Origin of the sequence: Streptomyces phaeolivaceus, assembly GCF_009184865.1 — a bacterium.
GTDB lineage: Bacteria > Actinomycetota > Actinomycetes > Streptomycetales > Streptomycetaceae > Streptomyces > Streptomyces phaeolivaceus.
Map to the genome: position 1 here is coordinate 8,839,957 of NZ_CP045096.1, position 24,182 is coordinate 8,864,138.

Below are 24,182 nucleotides of genomic sequence, written 5' to 3' on the forward strand. Positions count from 1 at the left end.
TCGGCAAAGGTGGTAGTTGCGTGAAGCTGACGATTCTGGGCGGCGGAGGATTCCGGGTGCCCCTCGTGTACGGGGCGCTCCTCGGGGACCGCGCCGAGGGCCGGGTCACCCATGTCGTCCTGCACGACCTGGACGCCGAGCGGCTCTCCGCCGTCACCCGCGTCCTCGCCGAGCAGGCCGCCGACGTCCCGGGCGCCCCCGAGGTGACCGCCACCACCGACCTCGACGAGGCCCTCACCGGCGCCGACTTCATCTTCTCCGCGATCCGAGTCGGCGGTCTTCAGGGCCGCGCGAACGACGAGCGGGTCGCCCTCGACGAGGGTGTCCTCGGCCAGGAGACCGTCGGCGCCGGCGGTATCGCCTACGGCCTGCGCACGGTCCCGGTCGCCGTGGACATCGCCCGGCGCGTGGCCCGGCTCGCCCCCGACGCCTGGGTCATCAACTTCACCAACCCGGCCGGCCTGGTCACCGAGGCCATGTCCCGCCACCTCGGCGACCGCGTCATCGGCATCTGCGACTCACCCGTCGGCCTAGGCCGCCGCATCGCCCGCGTCCTCGGGGCCGCCAACCCGGCCGAGGCCTGGATCGACTACGTCGGCCTCAACCACCTCGGCTGGGTACGCGGTCTGCACATCGCCGGCCGCGACGAACTCCCGCGCCTGCTCGCCGACCGCGACCTCCTCGGCTCCTTCGAGGAGGGCAAGCTCTTCGGCGTCGACTGGCTCCGGTCCCTCGGCGCGATCCCCAACGAGTATCTGCACTACTACTACTTCAACCGCGAGGCCGTCCGCGCCTACCAGGCGGTCGAGAAGACCCGAGGCGCCTTCCTCAAGGACCAGCAGGCCCAGTTCTACGAGGAGATGCGCCGCCCGGACGCCCACGCCCTCAAGGCCTGGGACCGCACCCGCGCCGAGCGCGAGGCCACCTACATGGCGGAGAACCGGGAGACGGCCGGCGCCGGCGAACGCGACGCCGACGACCTGTCCGGCGGCTACGAGAAGGTCGCCCTCGCCCTGATGCGGGCCATCGCCCGCGACGAGCGCACCACCCTCATCCTCAACGTCCGCAACAAGGGCACCCTCGCCGCCCTCGACACCGAGGCGGTCATCGAGGTGCCCTGCCTGGTCGACGCCAACGGCGCCCACCCGGTCTCCGTCGCCCCCCTGCCCGACCACGCCACCGGCCTGGTCTGCGCGGTCAAGGCCGTCGAACGCGAAGTCCTGTCCGCCGCCGAGGCGGGCTCCCGTACCACCGCGGTGAAGGCCTTCGCCCTGCACCCGCTGGTCGACTCGGTCAATGTGGCGCGCAGGCTGGTGGAGGGGTACACCGAGGTCCACCCTGGCCTGGCGTACCTTAAGTAGGCCCCCCGTCGGAAAGCGCTTTCCCCCGCTCGCTCCCTCTCTGGAGACCCGTCATGCACGACGAACGCCGCCGCATCGAGGAACGCGTCGAGCGCGTCCACACCCAGCGCGTCAAGCCCGCCGTCTACGCCGCCTCCGTGCCCTTCGAGGTGGAGGCCTGGCAGGCGCCGGGCGAGCCCGTCCCCTTCGAGGAGGCCGCGGGCGCCTCGTACACCCCGTTCGCGATGGACACCCCCTGGGGCCCGCCGTGGGGCACCACCTGGTTCCGGATGCGCGGACAGGTCCCCGCCGAGTGGGCGGGCCGCCGCGTCGAGGCCGTCATCGACCTCGGCTTCGTCGGCGACTGGCCCGGCAACCAGGCCGAGGCCCTGGTCCACCTCGCCGACGGCACCCCGCTGAAGGCGGTCAACCCGCTCAACCAGTACGTGCCGATCGGCAACCCCGTACGCGGCGGCGAGACCATCGACTACCTCGTCGAGGCGGCCTCCAACCCGGACATCCTCGCCGACAACTTCTCGAAGATCACCCCGCTCGGCGACATCCTGACCGCCGGTGACAAGCCCCTCTACACCTTCCAGCGCGCCGACATCGCCGTCCTCGACGAGGAGGTCTGGCATCTCGACCTGGACCTCCAGGTGCTGCGCGAGCTGATGGTCCACCTCGCCGAGCACGAGCCCCGCCGCCACGAGATCCTGCACGCCCTGGACCGGGCCATGGACGCCGTCGACCTCGACGACGTCTCCGGCAGCGCCACGGCCGTCCGCGAGATCCTCGCCCCCGTCCTCGCCAAGCCCGCCCACGCGAGCGCCCACACCATCTCCGGCGTCGGCCACGCCCACATCGACTCCGCCTGGCTCTGGCCCATCCGCGAGACCAAGCGCAAGACGTCCCGCACCTTCTCCAACGTCACCGCGCTGGCCGACGAGTACGAGGACTTCATCTTCGCCTGCTCCCAGGCCGTGCAGTACGAGTGGGTGCGCGACAACTACCCGCAGGTGTGGGAGCGGATCAAGAAGGCCGTCGACAAGGGCCAGTGGGTCCCGGTCGGCGGCATGTGGGTCGAGTCCGACGGCAATCTGCCCGGCGGCGAGGCCATCGCCCGCCAGCTCGTCCACGGCAAGCGGTTCTTCATCGAGCACTTCGGCATCGAGACCAAGGGCGTCTGGCTGCCGGACTCCTTCGGCTACAACGCCTCCTACCCGCAGCTCGCCAAGCTCGCCGGCAACGACTGGTTCCTCACCCAGAAGATCTCCTGGAACCAGACCAACAGGTTCCCCCACCACACGTTCTGGTGGGAGGGCATCGACGGCACCCGTATCTTCACCCACTTCCCGCCGGTCGACACCTACAACGCCCGCTTCAGCGGCGAGGAGATGGACCGCGCCGTCCGCAACTACCAGGAGAAGGGCGCCGGTACACGCTCCCTGGCCCCCTTCGGCTGGGGCGACGGCGGTGGCGGCCCCACCCGCGAGATCATGGAACGCGCCCGCCGCCTCGCGGACCTGGAGGGCTCCCCGAAGGTCGTCGTCGAACACCCCGACGAGTTCTTCGCCAAGGCCCGCGCCGAGTACGAGGACGCCCCCGTCTGGAACGGCGAGCTGTACCTCGAACTCCACCGCGCCACCTACACCTCCCAGGCCCGCACCAAGCAGGGCAACCGCCGCAGCGAGCACAAGCTGCGCGAGGCGGAGCTGTGGGCGACCACCGCCGCGCTCCACGCGCCGGAGTACACCTACCCCCACGAGAAGCTCGACCGCCTCTGGAAGACGGTCCTCCTCCACCAGTTCCACGACATCCTGCCGGGCTCCTCGATCGCCTGGGTCCACCGCGAGGCGGAGGCCGAGTACGCGCGGGTGGCGAAGGAACTGGAGGAGCTGACGACGGAGGCGGTGGCGGCCCTGGGCGGCGGCGACGCGCGCGTCTTCAACACCAGCCCGCGCGACCGCGCCGAAGTGGTCCGTACGTCCGAGGGCGCGCCGGCCTACGTCACGGTCCCCGCGAACGGCAGCGCGCCCCTGACCCCCGCCGAAACCCCGCACCCCGTCACCGTCACCGGCCGCGTCCTCGACAACGGCCTGGTCCGCGTCGAACTCGCCGAGGACGGAACCCTCGCCTCGGTCCGCGACCTCGTCGCCGACCGCGAGGTGCTCGGCGACAAGGGCAACCTGCTCCGCCTGCACACCGACCTCCCGAACTACTGGGACGCCTGGGACGTCGACAAGCACTACAGGAACCGCTACACGGACCTGCTGGACGCCGACTCGATCACCGTCGTCGAGGAGGACCCCCTCCTCGGCGCGATCCGCGTGGAGCGCTCGTTCGGCAAGGGCTCCCGCATCACGCAGACGATCACCCTGCGCGCAGGCAGCCCCCGGATCGACTTCGAGACGGACATCGACTGGCACGAGGCCGAGAAGTTCCTCAAGGCCGGCTTCCCGATCGACGTCCGCGCCGCCCACTCCTCCGCCGAGATCCAGTTCGGCCACATCCAGCGCCCCACCCACACCAACACCAGCTGGGAAGCGGCCCGCTTCGAGGTCTCCGGCCACCGCTGGGTGCACGTCGGCGAGCCCGGCTACGGCGTCGCGGTGATCAACGACTCGACGTACGGCCACGACGTCTCCCGCACGGTTCGCGAGGACGGCGGTACGACCACCACGGTCCGCCTCAGCCTGGTCCGCGCCCCGCGCATCCCGGACCCCGAGGCCGACCAGGGCAAGCACCGCATCACCTACTCGCTCCTCCCCGGCGCGACCATCGAGGACGCGGTCGCCGAGGGCTACGCCCTCAACCTGCCGCTGCGCGTCGCGGACGCGGCGGGCGCCCCCGAGCCGGTCGTCTCCGTTGACGGCGAGGGCGTGACCGTCGAGGCGGTCAAGCTCGCCGACGACGCCTCCGGCGATGTCGTGGTCAGGATCTACGAGTCGAGCGGCGGCCGGGCCCGCGGCGTCCTGCGCACCGGCTTCCCGCTCGCCGGCGCCCGGATCACCGACCTGCTGGAGCGCCCGCTGTCGGAGACGGCCACGGACGGGAACGGCGTCCCGGTGACGCTGCGCCCCTTCGAGGTGCAGACGCTGCGGCTGGCGGTGGGGGAGCGGTGACCGGGGTTCCCATCAGAAATTGAGGGAGCGTAAAACAGCTGGTCGCGGCGGGTGTGTCGCCCGCCGCGACCACTGCCCTTCCCCTCCCCGACACCTGGAATTCGCCCGCTACCCCTGTGATACGGGGCAACGCGACAGTGCGAAGAAAAGTTGTGAGGTGTCATCGTGCGAGATCCGCGCAAGTCCGCGATCGGCAAGGGGCTCAGGCGCCGGGGCAGGCTGATCGCCGAGGCGGTGAGCCCGCCGCGCAAGCAGCTCGACGCCGTGCCCGCGCCCCGCACCGACACCGCGCCCGTGGAACCGCCGTACGTGGCACCGCGCGCGTCCCGGCTGGTGGACGCGCCGGTGTTCGTGCTCTCCTCGGTGCGTTCCGGCTCGACGCTGCTGCGGGTGATCCTCAACAGCCACAGCCAGATCCGGGCCCCGCACGAGATGCACCTGCGGACCGTGCACGTGCATCTCTCCCGGGACTTCACCGGGGACGCGATGAAGGCGCTCGAACTCGACAAGTGCGAGCTGGAGCACATCCTGTGGGACCGGATCCTCCACCATGAGCTGACCCGTAGCGGCAAGCGGGTCATCGTCGACAAGACGCCGCCCAACACGCTCATCTGGCCTCGGCTGCACCGATGTTGGCCGAACGCGCGGTACATCCTGCTGTTGCGTCACCCCGGTGCGGTCGCGCAGTCCCTCACGAGCCGTCGCACCGACCCGGACCATGAGGCGATCCGGGCCGAAGTCCTCTCCTACAGCGAGAAGTTGGAGGAGGCGCGGCAGAATCTTCCCGTCCATGTGATCCGCTACGAGGAGCTGACCGCCGAGCCGGAGAAGGTCACGCGGGGTATCTGTGACCACCTCGGGCTTGCCTGGGAGCCCGGGATGCTCGACTACGGCACCAAGGATCACGGGACGTTCCGTCCCCAGCTCGGCGACTGGTCCACCACCATCAAGTCCGGCCGAATCCAACCGGCCCGCGCGGCGGACCCCACCGCCGAACTCCCGCCCCGCCTCCACGAGCTGGCCGAAGCCTGGGGCTATCCCACCTGACTTTTCCTCGCCCCCGCCGCCCCTACCCGTCCCATCCCCAGGGGCGCTGCCCCTTCGACCCCGAGGGTGCGTGGTCGGGTGCGGGTGGGTGGGGCTTCTCGCGCAGTTCCCCGCGCCCCTGAAAGGGCGCGGGGAACTGCGCGAACGGGGTCCGGGGCGGAGCCCCGAAGGCTTTGACGGGGGTCGAAGGGGCGCGCAGCCCCTGGGGATGGGACGGGTAGGGGCGGCGGGGGCGAGGAAAGGCTGGGTGGGTCAGACCGCGAGGGGCCGGTCGGCGGCAGGCTTGCACACCGTGCCGGGCGCGACAGCCAGCGCTCGCGCCTCCACCGGCCCCGCGGCAACCGGCTCCACCGGAACCGCCACCTCGGCCACCTGCTGAGGCAACGTCACCCCCCGCACCGGCCGAGTCCCCGACACCACGGTGTAGTCCTCCCCCAGCCGCGTCGGCACCACGTCCCCGGTCTCCTCCCCGAGCGCCAACCGCACAGCGGCCCAGGGCGCGTTGACCCCGCACAGCGCCAGCTGGTGCAGCCCACCCGCCGGCCGCGTGTTGACATCCATGAGCACCGGCTCGTCGCCGTACATCCGGAACTGGATGTTCGTCAGATAGTGCAGCCCGAACCGCTGCGCGATCAGCCGCGCCGGCTCGATCCACGCCGGGTTCAGCGTGAAGCCCCGCCGCCGCCCGTTCTTGGTGCGGCCCACGGCCATCCGGACCCGCCCGTCGGGACCGGTGAGGCAGTCGACGGACACCTCCGGCTGCTCCAGCCGGGGCATCACCATCCAGTCGACGGGCTCCTCGGCCGCCCGCACCGCCTCCACGACCATGTCGAGCTGCACATACGGGCTCGGGAATCCGCTGAGGTGCGAGAGCGAGAAGGGGGCGCGCGTGACGACACGGAAGCCCACACCACCCGCCCCGGAGGCAGGCTTGAAGCACGCCTTGTGCCCGGCGTCCTCCAACTCCTCGACGGCGGCGATCAGTTCGTCGGCGTTGGTGACCCGGAACCACGGCGGCACCGGAACCCCGTACTCCTGGACCGCCTCGTACGCGGTCACCTTGTCCTCGAAGACCTCGATGCCCGCGACGGGCGGCGCCAGCAGCGCCGTACCCACCGCCGCGAACTCCTCGCGGTGCGCGGCCAGCGCGGCCTGGTGCAGCCGGGGCACGAACACGTCGATGGAGCGCTTGGCGCACTGGTCGAGCGCGTACTCGACGTACGCGGCGGGGGAGAGGCCCTCGGGCTCCAGGTCGGCGGTGTCGGCGGCGGCCAGTACGGGGGAGTCGGCGTCACCGTGCGTGGCATGGATGTCCACCGGACGAGCGTGCGGATTATGCCGCAGCTGATCCATGAAGAAGACGTTCTCCGCGTACGTGCGGTTGAGCCAGACGCGTACGCGAGAGACCATGCAGGCCGCCTTTCAAGGGTTCGCGGGCACAGCGGAGCAGGCCGTGCCCGGCCAGGGGGGATGGAGGTACACCGAACCGCCGTACGCGAAAGAGAGGCGTGGCGGTGGTGTAGGACGGATCATACGGCCACTGAGGCCCATGTTTCTGTCACGCGCGTGTTAATCCTTGCGCGGCGGGGTCACCGGGGGGCTCACCGGGGCACGGGTGCGACGGTCCGGCAGGTCGGTCTTGTCCACCGGCGTGCCCGTGTGTTCTCGTGTTGATGTTCGGCGTTCAGAAGGGAGTGCGGGTGGAGTCGAGGGCAGGCCGGCACGGAAATCTGCTGGCCATCAGTGATCTGCACATCGGCTATCCCGAGAACCGCGCCCTCGTCGAACGGATGCGACCGGAGACCGACGACGACTGGCTCCTGGTGGCCGGCGACGTCTCCGAGACGGTCGCCGACATCCGCTGGGCCCTGGAGACTCTCGCGAACCGCTTCGCCAAGGTCGTCTGGGCGCCGGGCAACCACGAACTGTGGACCCACCCCAGCGAGACCGTCCCGTACAAGGGCGTCGAGCGCTACGAACACCTCGTCTCCGTCTGCCGCGAACTGGATGTCGTCACCCCCGAGGACCCGTACCCCCTCTGGGAGGGTCCCGGCGGCCCGGCGGTGATCGCTCCGCTTTTCCTGCTGTACGACTACTCGTTCCTGCCCAAGGGCTGCGCCACGAAGGAAGAGGGCCTGGAGTACGCGCACGGCACCGGTGTGGTCTGCACCGACGAGCACGTGCTGTACCCCGACCCGTATCCGAGCCGCGACGACTGGTGCCGCGCCCGGGTCGCCGAGACCGAGCGCAGGCTCGCCGAACTGCCGCCCGATCTGCCCACGGTGCTGGTCAACCACTACCCCCTGGACCGGCACCCGACGGACGTCCTGCGCTACCCCGAGTTCGCCATGTGGTGCGGCACGGAACTGACGGCCGACTGGCACCGGCGCTTCCGCGTCGAGGTCATGGTCTACGGCCATCTGCACATCCCGCGGACCACCTGGCTGGACGGGGTCCGCTTCGAAGAGGTGTCCGTGGGTTACCCCCGCGAGTGGCGGCCCCGTCCGGAACCGCCGGGCAGGCTGCGCCGCATTCTGCCGATGGAGGTCCAAGCCGGTGATCGAGGAACTGCTTCCGGGAGCGGTCGTGGTCGTGGAGGCGCACGGCCCTGACACGGCCGCCGTCGAGGGGATCGAGCTGTACCCCGAGGAGGAGGCGGTCGTGGCACGGGCGGTGGCCAAGCGGCGCCGTGAGTTCACCGTCGTCCGCGCCTGCGCGCGCCGGGCGATGGAGAAGCTCGGCGTGGCGCCGCGCGCGATCGTGCCCGGTGACCGCGGCGCCCCCGGCTGGCCGGACGGACTGACCGGCAGCATGACCCACTGCGAGGGGTTCGCCGCCGCAGCGCTGGTCCGCGTCGGTGACCTCGCCTCCCTCGGCGTGGACGCCGAACCCCACGACGCCCTGCCCGAGGGCGTCCTGACGGCGATCGCCCTCCCGGCGGAGGAGATCCGACTGCGCCGTCTGACCGCCGACCACCCCTCGGTCCACTGGGACCGGCTGCTCTTCAGTGCCAAGGAGTCCGTGTACAAGGCATGGTTCCCGCTCACCGGGCGGTGGCTGGACTTCTCGGAGGCCGACATCGAGGTGACCGTCGACCCCGGCGGTCGCTCCGGCGCCCTGCGCGCCGAACTCCTCGTACCAGGACCGGTGGTGGACGGTCGTCGTATCGACGCCTTCGACGGACGCTGGACCGTCCGGCAGGGGCTGGTGGCGACGGCGGTTTCGGTTCCCTTCCCGACGGAGGACGAGGACACCAGATGAACCCGCTCGCCTATGTGGAGCTGCACAGACGGATATCGCCCGACATCGACGCGGAGATAGCGACCGCCCTGGAGAGCCTCGGGCCCTCGTCCGGCGCGGTACGGAGATCCATCACCGGGCTGCTCGGCCATCAGCGGATGAGATACCCGCTGTCCGTGCTCCCCCTGCTCGTGCACGCCGCCGAGACGGGCGCCCCCGGACCGGCCGTCCCCCTGTCGGCCGTCCATGTGCTGTGGTGGACCTCCGCCTGCTACCTCGACGACCTCGCCGACGGCCACGGCAGACACACCCCCGCCGGACTCGGCCCGGACGAGGCGCTCCTGGCGTCCTTCCTCAGCGCCCAGGCCCTGCCCATCAGGATCGTCCAGGCCCAACCGGTCCCGGACGCCGTGCGCAACGCCCTCACCGTCGAGATCGTCAACTGCTGCATCGACGCCGTGGAAGGCCAGTTGCGGGATCTGCGCGGCGACGGGCGCGACACCTCGCCCGCCGCGGCCGTCGCCACCTACCACGGAAAATCCGGTGTCCCGTTCGGGATGATCACGGCGATGGCCGGGATACTGGCCGACGCCGGAACCGAACGCGTCGCACTGTGGCGGGAGTTCGGGGAGGTGTTCGGGATTCTCTGGCAGCTCTTCAACGACCAGGAGGACCTGCTCACCGGCCGCGACGAGGATCTGCGCAACGGCACGGCCACCTATCTCCTCGCCTGCGCCCTGGAGGAGACCCCACTCCGATCACGGGGGCGGATCGTGGAACTCGCGGTCGAGGCACGCGGTTCCGGGCGCGCCCGCACGGAACTCCGCACGCTGCTCCTCACCCCCGCGGTGCTCCGTCGCTTCGAGAAGGGCCTGACGAAGTTCCGTGACGACGCGCACCAGGTGCTCGACGAACTGGGCGGCGACGAGGCCTACTTGCCGGCCCTGCGGCAGATGGTGGACCAGGCCGCCGGAATGCACCTGACCTAGCACCGAGGCCGCCGAGGCGCCGACGGTCCGCCGGGACCACGGGAACCCACGCGTCCGGCGGACCTTCGGCGAAGCGGCTCACCGCTCCGGGCACCAGCTCCGCAGCAGCCGGAAGAACTCCTCCTCGTTGCCCGCCAGTCCGGCCGCCGCCAGCGCCCGCTCCGCCTCGGCGAGCGCGGCGGGTGGCACCACGGGTGGTCGGCGGGACTCCGGCGGCCCGTCGAAGGCTGCTCGTACGGTCCCCAGCAGCCGCAGATAGGCCTGGACGGCGGCACGCTCGCGGTCGGTCAGTACGGCGGTCGGCATCGAACGGCTCTCCCCTGGTCGGATCGGCGAAACTCCGTGCCGCCCCGACGGACGGGGGGCACCCTCCCAGCTTGCCGTCCACCACTGACAATCCCGCTCTCCCGCACGCCGATGTCGCCCGGCGCTCGAGGCGCGGGGGAGGCTGCCCCCTCAGGTGGTCGCGCCCAGCACCGTCTCCCGCTCATGGTCCGTCAGGGGCGGTTCCGGGAGCGGCGGTTTGACCGGGCCCCGCAGCACCGCCAGGACCACCTCCGGCCGGACGAGGGCGCCGACGGGCTCGGTGAGGGTGACCACGCCGAGATACGCCTTGAAGACCAGGGGCCGGCCCAGCGCGGTAAGGATCAGCCGCTCCAGATAACGGCCGAAGAGCTTCCGTGCCGCGTTCGGCCGCTTGCCGATCGCCTCCGGGTAGCGGATGTCCGCGTTGGTCGCCAGCTCCCAGGCGAGCGCCACCGGCACCGCCACGGCCTTCTGCACCCGGCGCGCGAGCCCCGGCGCCGACAGACCGTGCGCGGCGACCCGGTCGCGCAGCACCACGGCGCCCTGCGCGGCGACGGACATGCCGTGGCCGTAGATCGGGTTGTACGTGGCGACCGAGTCGCCGAGCGCGACGAACCCCTCGGGCCAGCCGGACACCTTCTCGAAGTAGCGCCGCCGGTTGATCGTGCTGCGGGTGACCACCACGTCCGTCAGGGGCTCGGCACGCGCGATCAGCTCACCCACCAGCGGGTGCCTGATGTCGCGCGCGAACGTCTCGAACTCCTCGGCGAGGGCGGTCGGCTGGCCTCCCCGGGTGCCCGACAGCGTCACCAGCCAGCGCCCGCCCTCGATCGGCACCAGGGTCGCGCTGCGCCCCGGCACCGGCCGCGACCCGTCCGGCTGCACATTGACCACCGGGTACTCCTCGGTGCCCGCGGGCGCCCGGAAGACCCGGGTGGCGTACACGAGCCCGGAGTCGACCTCCTCCATCGGCGCGGGCGCCACCCCGAGCGCGTCCAGCCACGCGGTGCCCCGCGAACCGCGCCCGGCGCAGTCCACCACCAGATCGGCGCCGAGCACCCGCTCCTCGCCGTCGACGGAACGCACCCGCAGCCCCGTCACCCGGGAGGCGTCGCCCGCCAGGCCGAGGATCTCGGTGCGGTCGAGGACGGTGACCCGGGGCCCGGCGAGGAGGTGGGCGCGGACGACCGACTCCAGCAGCTCACGGCTGCACGCGATCATGAACTCCATCTCGGGCCAGCGCCGCACCCAGCCCTGGGCCGACAGGGAGACCAGCCCGGTCGGCAGCGGGATCCGCCGGGCACCGGCCGCCAGCCAGGCGTCCGTGACCCCCGGCAGCAGCTCCTCCATCGCGCGCGCCCCGCCGGACCACAGCAGATGGGCGTGCCGGGCCTGGGGCACGCCCTTGCGGGGCGCGGGCCCCTCGGGCAGCGCGTCGCGTTCGACGACGGTGACCTCGGCGTGCTCGCGCAGCGCGGCGGCGGCCAGCAGACCGGCCAGGCCCGCGCCGACGACGACGGCCCGCCGGGGAGCCGTGGCCTCGGTGTCGCTCGGGCCGCTAACGGGTTCTTTCATGGAAGTCGCTCTCTGACCTGGTCGCGGCGGCCCATTCACGGGCGGCCGCTACGACGGGTGACTGACGCAGGGCGATGGACATCCGTACGAGGTCACGGGGGTTCTCGGTGGGCGTGGCGGGGGCGTCGGCCGTGGCCGAGCTGATGACCCGGCCCTCCGGATCGTCCTCCCTGGCCCGTACCGCCGCCGTCACCATCGCCGCGTCGGCCTCGGCCCGCGCCTGCACGGGCTCGGAGCCCGCCGCGACGGCCGCGTCGTACGCCTTGGCCCGTACCTCGGAGTCGAAGTACGGGTACAGACTGAGCATGCCGTCGTGGATGTCGGACTCCCGCTGTGTCATCTGGAGCCTCGCCGGGGCCCACCAGGAGATCCGCACCTCGTGGCTCGCCTGGGCCCATACGGGGCGCAACTCCCGCCACAGCGGGCCGAGTCGACGGTACATGGACCAGATGGTCCAGGAGTCGCCGAGGCGCTCCCCGGCCAGCGGCAGACAGAAGCCGACCGCGCAGACCTGGGCGCCGACGGACGACAGCACGGGGGCGACATAGGTGCTCAGATGGTCCAGGTCGCCGCCCTGCCAGCGGGTGACCACGGCGACCAGTTTGACCGCCGCGAACGGCACGTTGAGCAGGAAGCCGAACGCGATGATCAGCAGCCCGGCGCGCAGCCAGCCGCGGACCTGGAGCGCCCAGCGCCAGCACATGACGTTCATGGCGACGCCCGCGACGGTGAACCCGATCAGATAGAGCACGATCATCTCGCGCAGGAACGGGGTGTTGGCGTAGTACGTGTCGAAGTCCCGCACCCGCTCCACGGGCGCCTCGCCGAGCACGAACAGCACCACGATCGCCGCGCACACCGCGCCGTACCCGGCGATCCAGCGGCGGGAGAGCCGGCGGGTCGTCTCGGGCGGGCCGCCCCGCCAGTTGGTGATCAGCACCAGACAGGAGCCGCTGAAGGCGCTCAGCAGGAGGTAGACGACGGCCGCCGAGATGTTGGTGACACCGGTGGCGCGGTTGACCTCGGTGATCGTCGGCGGCGCGGCGAAGCAGAAGACCAGGGCGGCCAGTGTCATCAGCGCGCACACGGATCTGATCAGCGGGTCGCGCCGGTTCCGCAGCAGCGCGGGCGTCTTCGAGGCGAGCGCGATCGTCATCGCGACGCCCGGGAGGTAGTAGCTGGGCCCGTCCATGTCCGCTGCGTCTCTGCGTCTCTCGCGTCTCGGCGTTCCGGCCGCTCAGCCCTGCGGGCCGCGGTAGCCCAGCGAGGCACCGATACGGCCCGCCAGGTGGTCGCGGCGCACTGGCCCGCGCAGTGCCGAACCGGCGAGCCAGGTACGGCACTTGCTGGCCAGCAGCAGTCCGAAGCTCTCGGCGTCCTGCTCGTCCGTGAGATCGAAACGGGTACGGGCGGCGACCTTCAGCACGGTCGCCGGCAGATCGGCGTCCTCGCTCAATAAACGCGCGGCGACGGCGGCGCCGTCCACCTGCCGGCCGCAGTGCCCGGCCTGCATGTGCCACAGCTCGTGGCCGAGGATCACCAGCTGGTGGTCGGGTGCGGTGCGTTCCTCGATGACGACGAGATCCTGTTCGGCCATGTCCAGCCACAGCCCACTGGCCGTACCCGGCGGGAACGCGGCCGTACGGTAGTGGACGGGGCGGCCACGGCGTCTGCTCATGGCGTCGCACAGGGCGCCGTACAGGTCGGCGGGGTCCGCCGGTGCCGGCAGGTCGATCTCGCCGACCAACTCGCCGCACAGACGGCGCATTTCCTTTCCGATGCCCACAGATCTCCCCCGGTCAGGACTCGGGCCGCTTGACGCTCTCCAGCAGCATGTCCAGCCACTCCGCGACCTTGTCGCGGTGCTGGTCGGTGGGCAGCTGGGCCGCCCGCCAGGCGATGGAGCGCACACCGTGGTTCTGCAGCAGCCGCCGCAGCGGGTCGTCCGCGGCCTCGGCCGCCGCCCGCTCACGGTCGGCGAGCTGCTGGAGGAGCTCCTGTTCGGTCCGCATCAGGGCGCTCGCCAGCGCCTCGGGATCCTCGGCGGTGAGGAAGCCGGCGTGCACTCTGAAGAAGCGCTGGATCGCGTCGCAGTGCTCCATCGTGGGGCGCCGGTCGCCGTTGATCAGGGCACCCGCCTGCTGGCGCGACATCCCGGCGCCGTCGGCGATCTCCTGCTGGGTGTACTTCCGGCCGCCCGGCTTGAGCCGGGTGCGCCGCAGCAGGCCCAGACGCTGCAGAAAGCGGGCCTGGATGTCCGGTTCCCCGGCGGGCTGCCCGCTGAGCAGGGCCTTCACCACCGTCTCCGGCACACCCGAGGCGACCGAGAGCCGACGGACGTCGAAGACCTCCGAGTGCCGTACGCGCAGCTTGTCCGCGAGCGCGGTGACACGGGCCACGACGGCCGGCAGCAGAACCGTCGCCGCGGCGTCCGGAACCTCGAAGCCATCCGTCACCGACAGGTCTCCTACGTCTCTCTCAGGCCAATTTCGCGGTACTGCGGAATCCGTGGATCCAAGCCTGGCGCGAGACCCTGGTCCCGGCAAGTACACCGTGAACTGCGGGGAGACTAGCGGTTGTGTCGAACTCACATCCAGGTCTCGCCACAACTGTGGCGAGATTCAGCCGTCAACCGCCGCCAAATGCCACGATAGTTGACACGCCTCCGGCCGGGGCAGCAGGATCAAGGCGCCGCGAGAAGGCCGCATAGGCAAGAGGGGTGACCTCCCGATGGCATATCAGGCAGGTGGGCGGCGGTCGGTACCGCGGTCCGTCCCCGACAGTCTCGAAACCCGGGACGCGCAGGCGTATCTCCAGGACTACGCCGTGCTGCTGGATTCCGTCCTGTTCCCGTCCGTCGTCCTCGACCACCGCTGGGACGTCGTCGTCGCCAACGCCGCGTTCCGTTCGCTCTTCGGCAATGTGGGCCCGCATCCGACGGCCATGCCCGACGACAACTTCCTCCGCTTCGTGCTCTTCCACCCGGACGCCGCCACCGTCCTCGGCGACCACGAGGCCGGCTGGTGCCTGCCGATGCTGGCCCACTTCGCCGCCGCGGTGGAGCACCACCCCCAGGACCGGGGTCTGCAGTCCATCCGCCGGGACATCGCCCAGGACCCGATCATGGACGCCGCCTACCGCCACGGCCTCCCGCACTGGCTCCGCACGGTCGGCCCCGCGGCCGGCCGGCACGACGGCGCCGTCCGCCCCGTGGTCCACCCGGACCCCCGCTGGGGCGCCACCGACTGCCGGGTCGTCGGCGAGACCCCCGACACCCTCCGCGAGCTGGGCTACCACCGTATGACCCTCGTCCTGCGCGAGGTCGACCGCCCGTCCCACCCCGTACGCAGACCGCGCCGCCCCCGGCACGCCGCGATCGGCCATCTCAGCGTGGTGCCCTCCCCCGAGCGGTGAGCCGCACCCCCTCCGGCGCCGCCGGCGTTCAGGTCGCTGACGGCGCCGGAGGTCAATCCTTGTCCAGGGGAACGCCCCGCTCCTTGTCCCGGGGAACCCCCCGTTTGGCCGCCTGTATCTGCTCGTACACATGCGTCCGCAGCTCCGCGAAGCGCGGGGACACCCGGGTGTGCAACTGATCGCGCCCGGCGGGCAGATCGATCTTCAGCTGCTCCCGTACGACGGTGGGGGAGGCGGAGAGCACCAGGACCCGTTCGCCGAGGTAGACGGCCTCGTCGATGTCATGGGTGACGAAGAGGACCGTCATGCCCCGCTCCCGCCACAGGCCCCGCACCAGATCCTCCAGATCGGCGCGGGTCTGCGCGTCCACCGCCGCGAACGGCTCGTCCATCAGCAGCACCTCCGGCTCGTACGCCAGCGCGCGGGCGATGGCGACCCGCTGCTGCATCCCGCCGGACAGCTGCCACGGGTACGCGCCCGCCGCGTCGGACAGTCCGACCGAGGCGAGCGCGTCGTCCACCAGGGCGCGCCGCCGGTCCCTGCTCGACTTCTTCTGTTTCAGCGGGAGTTCGACGTTGTCGCGGACCCGCATCCAGGGGAACAGACTGCGCCCGTACTCCTGGAAGACGACGGCCATGCCCGGCGGCGGCCCGTCCACCGGCCGCCCCCCGAGCAGGACTTGGCCCGCCGTCGGCCTCAGCAGCCCGGCCACGCACTTCAGCAGGGTCGTCTTGCCGCAGCCCGACGGGCCGACCAGACAGACCAGTTCACCCGGGTCGACGGTGAAGGTGAGGTCCCGCACCGCCTCCACCCGCCGCCCGGAACCCTCGTAGACCTTCTTCAGACCCTGTACGTCCAGCATGGTCCGCCGTTCCTTGTCGAGTCTCACGACGACCGCCGGGAGGATGCGCGCAGCCCGTGGTACCAGCCGAGCACGCGCCGCTCGACCAGCCGGAAGACGACCGACAGCAGGAACCCGAGCAGCCCGAGGACGAGGATGCCGGTCCACATGTCGGGGATCGCGAAACCGCGCTGGAACTGGACGATGGTGTACCCCAGTCCGTTGCTGGACGCCGTCATCTCGCTGATGACCATGAGGATGATGCCGATGGACAGCGCCTGCCGCAGCCCCGCGAAGATCTGCGGGCTCGCCGAGCGCAGCACCACGTTCCGCAGCCGGGCCGCCCCCGTGATGCCGTACGACCGGGCCGTCTCCGACAGCACGGAGTCCACCGCGCGGACGCCCTCCACGGTGTTGAGCAGGATCGGCCAGACGCAGCCGCTCGCGATGACGGCGATCTTCATCGTGTCGCCGATGCCCGCGAAGAGCATGATGACCGGGACGAGCACCGGTGGCGGGACGGCCCGCAGGAACTCCAGGACCGGTTCGCAGACCGCGCGCACCCGCCGGTAGGAGCCGATCACCGTGCCGAGCGCCACACCGACCACGGCCGCCAGCGCGTAACCGGCGGACAGCCGCAGCAGGCTGGGCAGGACGTCGCCGCGCAGCCGCTCGGCCGTCCAGACGTCCGGGAAGGCGCCGAGGATCGTCCGCAGCGGCGGCCAGTACACATCGGTGCTGTCGTCCGACGCGAGCCACCACACGACGACCAGCAGCAGGGGGAGCGCGACCACGAACAGCGGCCGGAGCGGCAGACGGCTCACACCGCCACCTCCCCGCGCACCGACTGGTGCCAGGCCAGCGCCCGCCGCTCCACCGTGCGGGCGCCCACATTGATCAGCAGCCCCAGCAGCCCGGTGACCACCACCAGCGCGTACATCTCCGGCACCGCCTGCGAGGTCTGCGCGACCGCGATCCGCTGGCCCAACCCCGGTGCCCCGATGACCAGTTCGGCGGTCACGGCCAGGATGAGGGCCACGGCGGCGGCCAGCCGGACACCCGTCATGACGTACGGCAGGGCGGTCGGCCACAGCACGTGCCGGACCCTGGCCCAGGTGCCCAGACCGTAGGAGCGGGCGGTCTCCTCGGCGACCGGGTCGACGTCCTGGACGCCGTAGAGGGTCTGGATCAGGATCTGCCAGAACGACGCGTAGACCACCAGCAGCAGCACCGACCGCAGTTCGCTGCCGTAGAGGAGGACGGCGAGCGGGATCAGGGCGACCGAGGGGATCGGGCGCAGGAACTCGATCGTGGAGGCCGTCGCCTCGCGCAGATATGGTACGACGGCGAGGACGACCCCCGTCGCGATCCCGGCCGTCACGGCGATCAGCAGGCCCACCGCCCAGCCGGTGAGGGTGTCGCCGAGCGCCGTCCAGAACGTCTCGTCGGCGAGTTCGGCCGCGAGGGCGTCGGCGACCCCGCTGACCGGCGGGAGGTAGGCGTCCTCGACGAGGCCGAGTCGCGGCACCGCCTCCCACAGAGCGAGGAAGCCCGCGAGCCCGGCCGCCCCCAGGACGGCGTCGGAACCCCTCACGGCAGCAGCTTGTCCAGGTCGGGGGCCTTCTCGAACAGGCCGTCCTGCTGCCCGAGTTCGGCCAGCCGCTCGATGGAGGCGCGGTCCGGCTCCGCGGGCCAGCGGGGCAGGAAGACCGTCTTCAGCAGACTCTCCGGGATCTTCGTGTACGTGGTGATGATCTCCCGTACCTCGTCGGGGTGTTCATCGGCGTACGCCAGCGACTCGGCCGTGGCCTCCTGGAACTTCTTCACCAACTCCGGGTTCTTCGCGGCGTATTGCTCGGAGGTGAAGTACATGGCCACGGTCAGGTCCGGGGACACGTCCACGAAGTTCGACGCGAGGACCGTGCCGCCCTGCGACTTGATGGTGGCGAGCGCGGGCTCCACCACGCAGGCCGCGTCGACCTGGCCCTTGGCGAGCGCGGCCGGCATCTGGTCGAACGGCATCTCCACGTACTCGACCTTCGACGGGTCGCCGCCGTCCTTGCGGACCGACTCGTTGACCGAGGTGTCGCAGATGTTGCCGAGGGTGTTGACCGCGACCTTCTTGCCCCCCAGCTCCTTGGCGGACTTCAGCGCGCTGCCCTTCGGCACGGCGATCTCCGCGAAGTCGGCGCCCGGCTTCCCGGTGGAGGCGACCCCGTTGACCACGGCCTTGACCGGCACGTTCTTGGACCGGGCGACCAGCAGCGAGGTCATGTTGCTGAAGCCGAAGTCGAACTGCCCGGAGACGACACCGGGCACGATCGCCGCCCCGCCCTGCGCGAGCGTCGGCTCCAGCTTCAGCCCGCGCTCGCCGTAGAAGCCCTTCTTCTCGCCCAGGTACATCGGGGCGACGTCGATGATGGGGATCACGCCCAGCTTGAGCGTGGTGGTGCCGCCGGAGGCCGAGCCCCCGCCGTCCGACCCGGAGTCGGACGAACCGCAGGCGGTCGCGGCGGTGAACAAGGTGCCGGCCGCGAGGCCGATGAGCAGACGACGCATGACTCCCCCAGACGGGAACGCGCTTCGACGGATGTCCTCGACAGGCTGTGCGCAGACCGCACAGAAGTGCTCAGCCGGAAGGTAGAACGCCGTTGGGTGTGGGTCAATGGCCTTGCTGTGCAAGCGCGTTGACAGTTGCCGAAGTGTGCTCCTAGCGTGCGCAGAGCGCACCGGCGTACGACCAGCGTCCGAGCGGCCTTCTGGAGGCGACGATGCCCGAGCGAGACCGGTTCGGCGGAGCCCGCGCACCGCACTTCGTCCGGTCCTTCGAGCGGGGCCTCGCGGTCGTCCGCGCCTTCGACGCCGAGCACCCCGCGCTGACCCTGAGCGAGGTCGCCCGCACCTGTGAGCTGACCCGGGCCGCCGCCCGCCGCTTCCTGCTCACCCTCGTCGATCTCGGATACGTCCACACCGACGGCCGGCTGTTCCGGCCGACCCCGCGGGTGCTCGAACTCGGCTACGCCTATCTGTCGAGCTTCACCCTCCCCGACCTCGCCCTGCCGCATCTGGAGCGGCTGGTCGCGCAGGTGGGGGAGTCGTCCTCGCTGTGCGTCCTCGACGGCGACGACATCGTGTACGTGGCGAGGGTGCCCACGAGCCGCATCATGACGGCCACGATCACCGTCGGCACCCGCTTCCCCGCCCAGGTCACCTCGGTCGGCCGGGTGATCCTCGCGCAGTTGCCGGACGAGGAGATCGACGCCCGGCTCGCCCGCGCCGACCCCGAGCCGTTCACCCGGCACACCCTCACCTCCGCCGACCGGCTCAGGGCAGAGCTGCGGCGGGTCCGGCGGCAGGGGTACGCCGTCGTCGACCAGGAACTGGAGGAGGGGCTGCGCTCGGTCGCCGCCCCGGTCCGGGACCGGGGCGGCGAGGTGGTGGCCGCCGTGAACATCCCCGTCCACGCCGGCCGCACCTCGGTCGAGTCGGTACGCCGGGATCTGCTGCCCCATCTGCTGGCCACGGTCGCCCGGATCGAGGCGGACCTGTGTGTGCCGGGGACGGCGGCGGGCCGCACCCGGGCGGCGCCGCCACCGGCCGGGCCGGGGCCCCTACAGGTCGAGCACCAGCCGTGACCCCCGGCAGCGGGACACACAGATGAGCATGGTCTCGCCGGCCGCGCGCTCGTCCTCGCTGAGCACCGAGTCACGGTGGTCGGGGGTGCCCTCCAGGACATCCGTCTCACAGGTCCCGCAGGTGCCCTCGGCGCAGGAGAACAGCACCTCGACGCCGGCGGCCCGCACGGTGTCGAGCACGGACACCCCGACCGGCACGGTGACGGTCCTCCCCGTCCGCTCCAGCACGACCTCGAACTCGCTGTCCGGGCCGGTCTCCTGCTCCTTGGGCCGGAACCGCTCGACCCTGAGCGCCTTCCCCGGGCACCGCTCCTCCACCGCGTCGAGCAGGGCGCCGGGCCCGCAGCAGTAGACGAGGGCGTCCTCGGGCAGCCCGTCCAGCACGGACCCGAGGTCGAGCAACCCGCTCTCGTCCTGCGGGGCCACGGTCACCCGGTCCCCGTACGCGCCCAACTCCGCCCGGAACGCCATGGATTCGCGGCTGCGCCCGCCGTACAGCAGCGACCACTCCGCGCCCGCCGCCTCGGCCGCGGCCAGCATCGGCAGGATGGGGGTGATGCCGATGCCGCCGGCCACGAACCGGTAGCGGGGCACCGGCTCCAGCGCGAAGTTGTTGCGCGGCCCGCGCACCCGGACCTTGTCGCCCGCCGCCAACTCCGTGTGCACATACGCCGATCCGCCGCGCCCGTCGGGCTCCCGCAGGACCCCGATCCGCCACACCGAACGGTCCGCAGGGTCGCCGCACAGCGAGTACTGCCGCTCCAGCTCCGGCCCCAGCAGTACATCGATGTGCGCGCCCGGCTCCCAGGCCGGAAGTTCCTCGCCGAGCGGATGCCGGAGGGTGAGGGCGAGCACGCCGTCGGCCGCGAACTCCCGGCTGTCGACGACGAGGTCGGCCTCGTAGACGGTCGAGGTCATGAGCTGTTCCCTTGCGGCTCGTGTCCTTGAGGATCATGTCCCTGGGGGTGGGCGAGCATCCACTCCCACATCTCGATCGGGTCCTGGGCGCTGTGCTCGCGCCCGCAGTGACAGGTGCCGTGCAGGATGTCCGTACCGGGCAGCCAGTCGATGCGGTAGACCTCTCCGGTCCCTCCGGTCCGGAACGTGGGCGGTGTGCTCACTGGACCTTCTCCACCGGCTTCTCGCCCTGCTCGACCAGCCGGGCGAGGATCCGGCGGGCGGCCAGACCACCGGTGTCGATGTTGATGCTCAGCTCCTGGTAGCCGGTGCGCTCGGTGCCCAGCGTCTCCTGGAGCAGGTTCAGCGCGACGACGTCCTGCATGACGACCGTGTGGTTGTTGCCCTTGAGGAACTCGGTGACCTCGTCGCTGTCGGTCGCCCAGTCCCGGGAGACCATCCAGAAGTCGTACACCTTGCCGTCCGTGGACGGGGTGATCGCGTACGTGATCTCGGTGTGGAAACCGTTCGGGTCGCTGCCGTCCGCCTCCGGGACCACGCCCACCGGGGCGATCCGGCTGTGCAGCAGATACAGGCACGGGGCGAAGTACTCGATGTCCTGCCATCGGGTGATCCGGCCCTCGATACCGGTCGACTTCGCGTAGAACGGCGGGCACTCGGCGTCGTCCATGTGCCGGCTCACCCGCACGACCCCCGCGCCCTCGTCGACCTCGGTGGTGATCGGCGTCTCGGCGACCTCGGGGGTGCCGATGTAGCCGCCGTGCAGATAGGTCTCGTGGGAGAGGTCGAGCAGATTGTCGACGAGGAGCCCGTAGTCGGCGTCGATCGGCTCCATACCGCGCACGGTGGTCCAGCCCGGGGAGGCCAGGTGCTTCGCGCGGGGGATGCCCTGCGGGTCGGCGAGCGCCGGGTCGCCTATCCAGACCCAGATCAGCGAGTCCTGCTCCACCACCGGGTACGAGGCCACCCGCGCCGTGCGCGGTATCCGCTTCTGCCCCGGCACGTACACACAGGCGCCGGTCGTGTCGTACGTGAACCCGTGGTACCCGCACACGATCCGGTCCCCGTCCAGCCCGCTCTCCGACAGCGGGTACCGGCGGTGCACACACCGGTCGTGCAGCGCGACCGGCGTCCCCTCCGCCTCGGTCCGGTAGAAGACGAGCGGCTCTCCGAGGATCGTCCGGCCGAGCAGCTCCCGCCCCACCTCTTCGGCGTAGGCGGCGACGTACCACTGATTCCTGGCGAAGGCGGTCATGTGAGGCATGGAGATCCCGTCCCTGAGAACCCTCAGAACCCTGAGAGCGGAGCCGCGTCGCCCCGCGTGCCACCACATTCCTGACCGTGCGAGGCACCGGGCAATACCGCTTCCGCCAGACGGAAGGACCGCTTTGCCCGGCCGTGGCGCGCCCGCCCGGCGCTGTTCGCGCGGCGGACCCCGACGTGTCACATCCACGCCACGGACCCTTCCCCGGCGTTCGTTCCTCTTGGACCATTCCCTTTCGTTCCTTGCTCGCAGGTCACATCCGACGCACCACGTCAGGACAAGAGGTCATCCACCCATGCCTGAAGTCAACCGGCGGCGATTTCTTCAGGTCGCGGGCGCCACAACGGCGTTCAGCGCTCTGTCGGCCAGTATTCAGCGGGCCGCGGCGCTGCCCGCGCACCACCGTTCCGGGACGATCGAGGATGTCGAGCACATCGTCGTCCTCATGCAGGAGAACCGGTCCTTCGACCACTACTTCGGCGCGCTCAGAGGCGTACGCGGGTTCGGCGACCCGCACCCGGTGACGCTGGACAACGGCAGGAGCGTGTGGCACCAGTCGGACGGCACGAAGGACGTGCTGCCGTTCCACCCCGAGGCCGACGATCTCGGGATGCAGTTCCTGGAGGGCCTGCCGCACAGCTGGCCGGACGGGCACGCCGCCTACAACGGCGGCAAGTACGACAAGTGGGTGCCGGCCAAGGGCACCACGACGATGGCGTATCTGACCCGCGAGGACATCCCGTTCCACTACGCCCTCGCCGACACCTTCACCGTCTGCGACGCCTACCACTGCTCGTTCATCGGCTCCACCGACCCCAACCGCTACTACATGTGGACCGGGTACACGGGCAACGACGGCAAGGGCGGCGGCCCCGTCCTCGGCAACGACGAACTCGGCTACGACTGGACGACCTACCCCGAGCGCCTCGAAGCGGCCGGGATCTCCTGGAAGATCTACCAGGACATCGGCGACGGCCTGGACGCCGCCGGATCCTGGGGCTGGATACAGGACGCCTACCGGGGCAACTACGGCGACAACTCGCTGCTCTACTTCAACAAGTACCGGAACGCCAAGCCCGGCGACCCCTGGTACGACAAGGCCCGCACCGGGACGAACGCCAAGGCCGGCGACGGCTACTTCGATCTGCTGAAGGCCGACGTCAAGGCCGGGAAGCTGCCGCAGGTCTCCTGGATCGCCGCGCCCGAGGCCTTCTCCGAGCACTCCAACTGGCCCTCGAACTACGGCGCCTGGTACATCTCCCAGGTCCTCGACGCGCTCACCGCCAACCCGGCGGTCTGGGCGAAGACGGCCCTGTTCATCACCTACGACGAGAACGACGGCTTCTTCGACCACCTCCTGCCGCCGCTGCCGCCGCGCGACGCGTCCCACGGCAAGTCCACGGTCGACGTCTCCCTCGACCTCTACCAGGGCGACGCCAACCGTGTCGCCGGCCCCTACGGGCTCGGCCCGCGCGTGCCGATGCTGGTCGTCTCGCCCTGGAGCAAGGGCGGTTACGTCTGCTCCGAGACCCTCGACCACACCTCGATCGCGCGGTTCATGGAACGCCGCTTCGGGGTGCGGGAGCCGAACATCTCACCGTGGCGGCGGGCCGTCTGCGGTGACCTCACCGCCGCGTTCGACTTCTCCCGCAAGGACAGCCGGCCCGCCGCGCTGCCGGACACCGACGAGTACGAGCCGCAGGACCGGGAGCGGCACCCCGACTACAGGCCGGCCGTGCCGGCGGACCCGAGCATGCCCAGGCAGGAGCGCGGCCTGCGGCCCGCCCGGCCGCTCAAGTACGCGCCCAGGGTGGACGGTTCGGCCGATCCGAAGGCCGGGACCCTCACCCTCACGTTCGCCTCCGGCGGCAAGGCCGGGGCGGCGTTCCTGGTCACCTCCGGGAACCGTACGGACGGGCCCTGGACGTACACGACCGAGGCGGGCAAGGCCGTGTCGGACACCTGGAACTCCGCGTACTCCGGCGGCTCGTACGACCTCACGGTGCACGGCCCGAACGGCTTCCTGCGGGTCTTCGAGGGCCGGGGGACGGTGCGTGGGCCCGAGGTCACCGCGCGGCACGTCGGCGACGACGTGGAGCTGACCTTCACCAACAAGGGGTCCGCCGCGGTGAGTCTGAAGGTCGCGAGCGCGTACGGGGGGCGGGCGCGCACGGTCGGGGTGCGGGCCGGGGCGAGTGTGCGCGAGGTCTTCGAGCTGCGCTCCAGCCGCCGGTGGTACGACCTGACCGCCACCGGCGACGGGGGGTTCCTCCGGAGGTTCGCCGGGCACGTGGAGAACGGGCGGGCGGGGGTGAGTGATCCGGCGTTGGGGGTGCGGTAGGGCGCGTGAGGGGGGTGCGGTGCCTGAGAGCTCGGCGGGACCTGTGATCGGGCGGCCACCGGCCGTACGTGGCTGATCGCGCAGTTCCCCGCGCCCCTGAAGGCCCGCGCCCCTGAAGGCCCGCGGCCCCAGGGGCGCGTCCGCCCCCAC

The 24,182-nt window shown here is 71.3% G+C and carries 22 protein-coding genes; 9 read left to right on the plus strand and 13 right to left on the minus strand.

The window, feature by feature from the left end; all coding sequences use genetic code 11:
* The first annotated feature begins 20 nt into the window (after positions 1-20).
* The 3 genes from F9278_RS40280 (at position 21) to F9278_RS40290 (ending at position 5,509) form a co-directional block, all read left to right on the plus strand.
* On the plus strand, positions 21-1,361 hold the full coding sequence (locus F9278_RS40280; RefSeq protein ID WP_152172721.1) for a 6-phospho-beta-glucosidase: 1,341 nt from the start codon (positions 21-23) through the stop codon (positions 1,359-1,361).
* 53 nt (positions 1,362-1,414) lie between these two features.
* Entirely contained in the window at positions 1,415-4,462 is a 3,048-nt protein-coding gene (locus F9278_RS40285) for an alpha-mannosidase (RefSeq protein WP_152172722.1), read from the plus strand.
* 165 nt (positions 4,463-4,627) lie between these two features.
* On the plus strand, positions 4,628-5,509 hold the full coding sequence (locus F9278_RS40290) for a sulfotransferase family protein (protein ID WP_152172723.1): 882 nt from the start codon (positions 4,628-4,630) through the stop codon (positions 5,507-5,509).
* Between the two features lie 252 nt (positions 5,510-5,761).
* On the opposite strand, the gene F9278_RS40295 is transcribed toward F9278_RS40290, so the two are convergent.
* Positions 5,762-6,919 carry an ATP-grasp domain-containing protein gene (locus F9278_RS40295; protein WP_152172724.1) on the minus strand — a complete coding sequence of 386 codons (1,158 nt, stop codon included), beginning with the start codon at positions 6,917-6,919 and terminating at the stop codon, positions 5,762-5,764.
* Positions 6,920-7,209: 290 nt separating this feature from the next.
* Here F9278_RS40295 and F9278_RS40300 point away from each other — a divergent pair, with 290 nt between their 5' ends.
* Genes F9278_RS40300 through F9278_RS40310 form a run of 3 tightly spaced genes read left to right on the plus strand, consistent with a single transcriptional unit; the run spans position 7,210 to position 9,738 of the window.
* On the plus strand, positions 7,210-8,121 hold the full coding sequence (locus F9278_RS40300; RefSeq protein ID WP_152172725.1) for a metallophosphoesterase family protein: 912 nt from the start codon (positions 7,210-7,212) through the stop codon (positions 8,119-8,121).
* Complete coding sequence (locus tag F9278_RS40305) at positions 8,066-8,770, plus strand: 4'-phosphopantetheinyl transferase family protein (protein WP_152172726.1); 705 nt, start codon at positions 8,066-8,068, stop codon at positions 8,768-8,770. Before F9278_RS40300 ends, F9278_RS40305 begins: the two co-directional genes overlap by 56 nt.
* Positions 8,767-9,738: a polyprenyl synthetase family protein gene (locus F9278_RS40310; protein WP_152172727.1), complete on the plus strand. Its 972-nt coding sequence runs from the start codon at positions 8,767-8,769 to the stop codon at positions 9,736-9,738. The genes F9278_RS40305 and F9278_RS40310 overlap by 4 nt, the downstream gene beginning before the upstream one ends.
* 78 nt (positions 9,739-9,816) lie before the next feature.
* Here the strand turns inward: F9278_RS40310 and F9278_RS40315 are convergent, their stop codons facing one another.
* The 5 genes from F9278_RS40315 to F9278_RS40335 form a co-directional block, all read right to left on the minus strand.
* Positions 9,817-10,044, minus strand: coding sequence for a hypothetical protein (locus tag F9278_RS40315; protein WP_152172728.1), 228 nt, complete (start codon positions 10,042-10,044; stop codon positions 9,817-9,819).
* Between the two features lie 150 nt (positions 10,045-10,194).
* On the minus strand, positions 10,195-11,619 hold the full coding sequence (locus F9278_RS40320) for an FAD-dependent monooxygenase (protein WP_152172729.1): 1,425 nt from the start codon (positions 11,617-11,619) through the stop codon (positions 10,195-10,197).
* Positions 11,603-12,811 carry an MAB_1171c family putative transporter gene (locus F9278_RS40325; RefSeq protein ID WP_152172730.1) on the minus strand — a complete coding sequence of 403 codons (1,209 nt, stop codon included), beginning with the start codon at positions 12,809-12,811 and terminating at the stop codon, positions 11,603-11,605. The genes F9278_RS40320 and F9278_RS40325 overlap by 17 nt, the downstream gene beginning before the upstream one ends.
* Before the next feature lie 45 nt (positions 12,812-12,856).
* Positions 12,857-13,387, minus strand: a complete 531-nt coding sequence (locus tag F9278_RS40330; RefSeq protein WP_152172731.1) for a toxin-antitoxin system, toxin component — start codon at positions 13,385-13,387, stop codon at positions 12,857-12,859.
* A 31-nt stretch (positions 13,388-13,418) separates the two neighbouring features.
* Positions 13,419-14,075: a helix-turn-helix domain-containing protein gene (locus F9278_RS40335; protein ID WP_152172732.1), complete on the minus strand. Its 657-nt coding sequence runs from the start codon at positions 14,073-14,075 to the stop codon at positions 13,419-13,421.
* A gap of 274 nt (positions 14,076-14,349) precedes the next feature.
* On the opposite strand from F9278_RS40335, the gene F9278_RS40340 reads away from it, so the two are divergent.
* Complete coding sequence (locus F9278_RS40340; protein WP_152172733.1) at positions 14,350-15,033, plus strand: MmyB family transcriptional regulator; 684 nt, start codon at positions 14,350-14,352, stop codon at positions 15,031-15,033.
* 52 nt (positions 15,034-15,085) lie between these two features.
* Here F9278_RS40340 and F9278_RS40345 read toward each other — a convergent pair whose 3' ends face one another.
* From F9278_RS40345 to F9278_RS40360, 4 genes are read right to left on the minus strand one after another with little or no spacing between them, the layout of a single operon-like run.
* Entirely contained in the window at positions 15,086-15,895 is an 810-nt protein-coding gene (locus F9278_RS40345) for an ABC transporter ATP-binding protein (protein WP_152172734.1), read from the minus strand.
* A 23-nt stretch (positions 15,896-15,918) separates the two neighbouring features.
* The gene (locus F9278_RS40350) at positions 15,919-16,698 is read right to left on the minus strand and encodes an ABC transporter permease (RefSeq protein WP_152172735.1); all 780 of its coding nucleotides are present in this window, start codon (positions 16,696-16,698) and stop codon (positions 15,919-15,921) included.
* Complete coding sequence (locus tag F9278_RS40355; RefSeq protein ID WP_152172736.1) at positions 16,695-17,468, minus strand: ABC transporter permease; 774 nt, start codon at positions 17,466-17,468, stop codon at positions 16,695-16,697. The genes F9278_RS40350 and F9278_RS40355 overlap by 4 nt, the downstream gene beginning before the upstream one ends.
* The gene (locus F9278_RS40360) at positions 17,465-18,433 is read right to left on the minus strand and encodes an ABC transporter substrate-binding protein (RefSeq protein WP_152172737.1); all 969 of its coding nucleotides are present in this window, start codon (positions 18,431-18,433) and stop codon (positions 17,465-17,467) included. The genes F9278_RS40355 and F9278_RS40360 overlap by 4 nt, the downstream gene beginning before the upstream one ends.
* A 212-nt stretch (positions 18,434-18,645) precedes the next feature.
* Between F9278_RS40360 and F9278_RS40365 the strand changes: the two genes are divergently transcribed.
* A complete protein-coding gene (locus tag F9278_RS40365) occupies positions 18,646-19,509 on the plus strand; it encodes an IclR family transcriptional regulator domain-containing protein (RefSeq protein WP_152172738.1) in 864 nt (287 codons plus the stop codon).
* Here F9278_RS40365 and F9278_RS40370 read toward each other — a convergent pair.
* Genes F9278_RS40370 through F9278_RS40380 form a run of 3 tightly spaced genes read right to left on the minus strand, consistent with a single transcriptional unit; the run spans position 19,486 to position 21,691 of the window.
* Entirely contained in the window at positions 19,486-20,427 is a 942-nt protein-coding gene (locus tag F9278_RS40370; RefSeq protein WP_152172739.1) for a PDR/VanB family oxidoreductase, read from the minus strand. The genes F9278_RS40365 and F9278_RS40370 overlap by 24 nt on opposite strands.
* Positions 20,424-20,630 carry a hypothetical protein gene (locus F9278_RS40375; RefSeq protein ID WP_152172740.1) on the minus strand — a complete coding sequence of 69 codons (207 nt, stop codon included), beginning with the start codon at positions 20,628-20,630 and terminating at the stop codon, positions 20,424-20,426. Before F9278_RS40375 ends, F9278_RS40370 begins: the two co-directional genes overlap by 4 nt.
* Positions 20,627-21,691 carry an aromatic ring-hydroxylating dioxygenase subunit alpha gene (locus F9278_RS40380; RefSeq protein ID WP_193241845.1) on the minus strand — a complete coding sequence of 355 codons (1,065 nt, stop codon included), beginning with the start codon at positions 21,689-21,691 and terminating at the stop codon, positions 20,627-20,629. Before F9278_RS40380 ends, F9278_RS40375 begins: the two co-directional genes overlap by 4 nt.
* Positions 21,692-21,986: 295 nt before the next feature.
* On the opposite strand from F9278_RS40380, the gene F9278_RS40385 reads away from it, so the two are divergent.
* A complete protein-coding gene (locus tag F9278_RS40385) occupies positions 21,987-24,032 on the plus strand; it encodes a phosphocholine-specific phospholipase C (protein WP_152172741.1) in 2,046 nt (681 codons plus the stop codon).
* The last annotated feature ends 150 nt before the right edge of the window (positions 24,033-24,182 follow it).

Coding starts and splice junctions, on each gene's coding strand:
- F9278_RS40345 (WP_152172734.1), bottom strand. CDS start 15,895: ATGCTGGACGTACAGGGTCTGAAGAAGGTCTACGAGGGTTCCGGGCGG.
- F9278_RS40365 (WP_152172738.1), top strand. CDS start 18,646: ATGCCCGAGCGAGACCGGTTCGGCGGAGCCCGCGCACCGCACTTCGTC.
- F9278_RS40370 (WP_152172739.1), bottom strand. CDS start 20,427: ATGACCTCGACCGTCTACGAGGCCGACCTCGTCGTCGACAGCCGGGAG.
- F9278_RS40330 (WP_152172731.1), bottom strand. CDS start 13,387: ATGCGCCGTCTGTGCGGCGAGTTGGTCGGCGAGATCGACCTGCCGGCA.
- F9278_RS40340 (WP_152172733.1), top strand. CDS start 14,350: ATGGCATATCAGGCAGGTGGGCGGCGGTCGGTACCGCGGTCCGTCCCC.
- F9278_RS40360 (WP_152172737.1), bottom strand. CDS start 18,433: ATGCGTCGTCTGCTCATCGGCCTCGCGGCCGGCACCTTGTTCACCGCC.
- F9278_RS40320 (WP_152172729.1), bottom strand. CDS start 11,619: ATGAAAGAACCCGTTAGCGGCCCGAGCGACACCGAGGCCACGGCTCCC.
- F9278_RS40285 (WP_152172722.1), top strand. CDS start 1,415: ATGCACGACGAACGCCGCCGCATCGAGGAACGCGTCGAGCGCGTCCAC.
- F9278_RS40315 (WP_152172728.1), bottom strand. CDS start 10,044: ATGCCGACCGCCGTACTGACCGACCGCGAGCGTGCCGCCGTCCAGGCC.
- F9278_RS40385 (WP_152172741.1), top strand. CDS start 21,987: ATGCCTGAAGTCAACCGGCGGCGATTTCTTCAGGTCGCGGGCGCCACA.
- F9278_RS40325 (WP_152172730.1), bottom strand. CDS start 12,811: ATGGACGGGCCCAGCTACTACCTCCCGGGCGTCGCGATGACGATCGCG.
- F9278_RS40310 (WP_152172727.1), top strand. CDS start 8,767: ATGAACCCGCTCGCCTATGTGGAGCTGCACAGACGGATATCGCCCGAC.
- F9278_RS40380 (WP_193241845.1), bottom strand. CDS start 21,691: ATGCCTCACATGACCGCCTTCGCCAGGAATCAGTGGTACGTCGCCGCC.
- F9278_RS40295 (WP_152172724.1), bottom strand. CDS start 6,919: ATGGTCTCTCGCGTACGCGTCTGGCTCAACCGCACGTACGCGGAGAAC.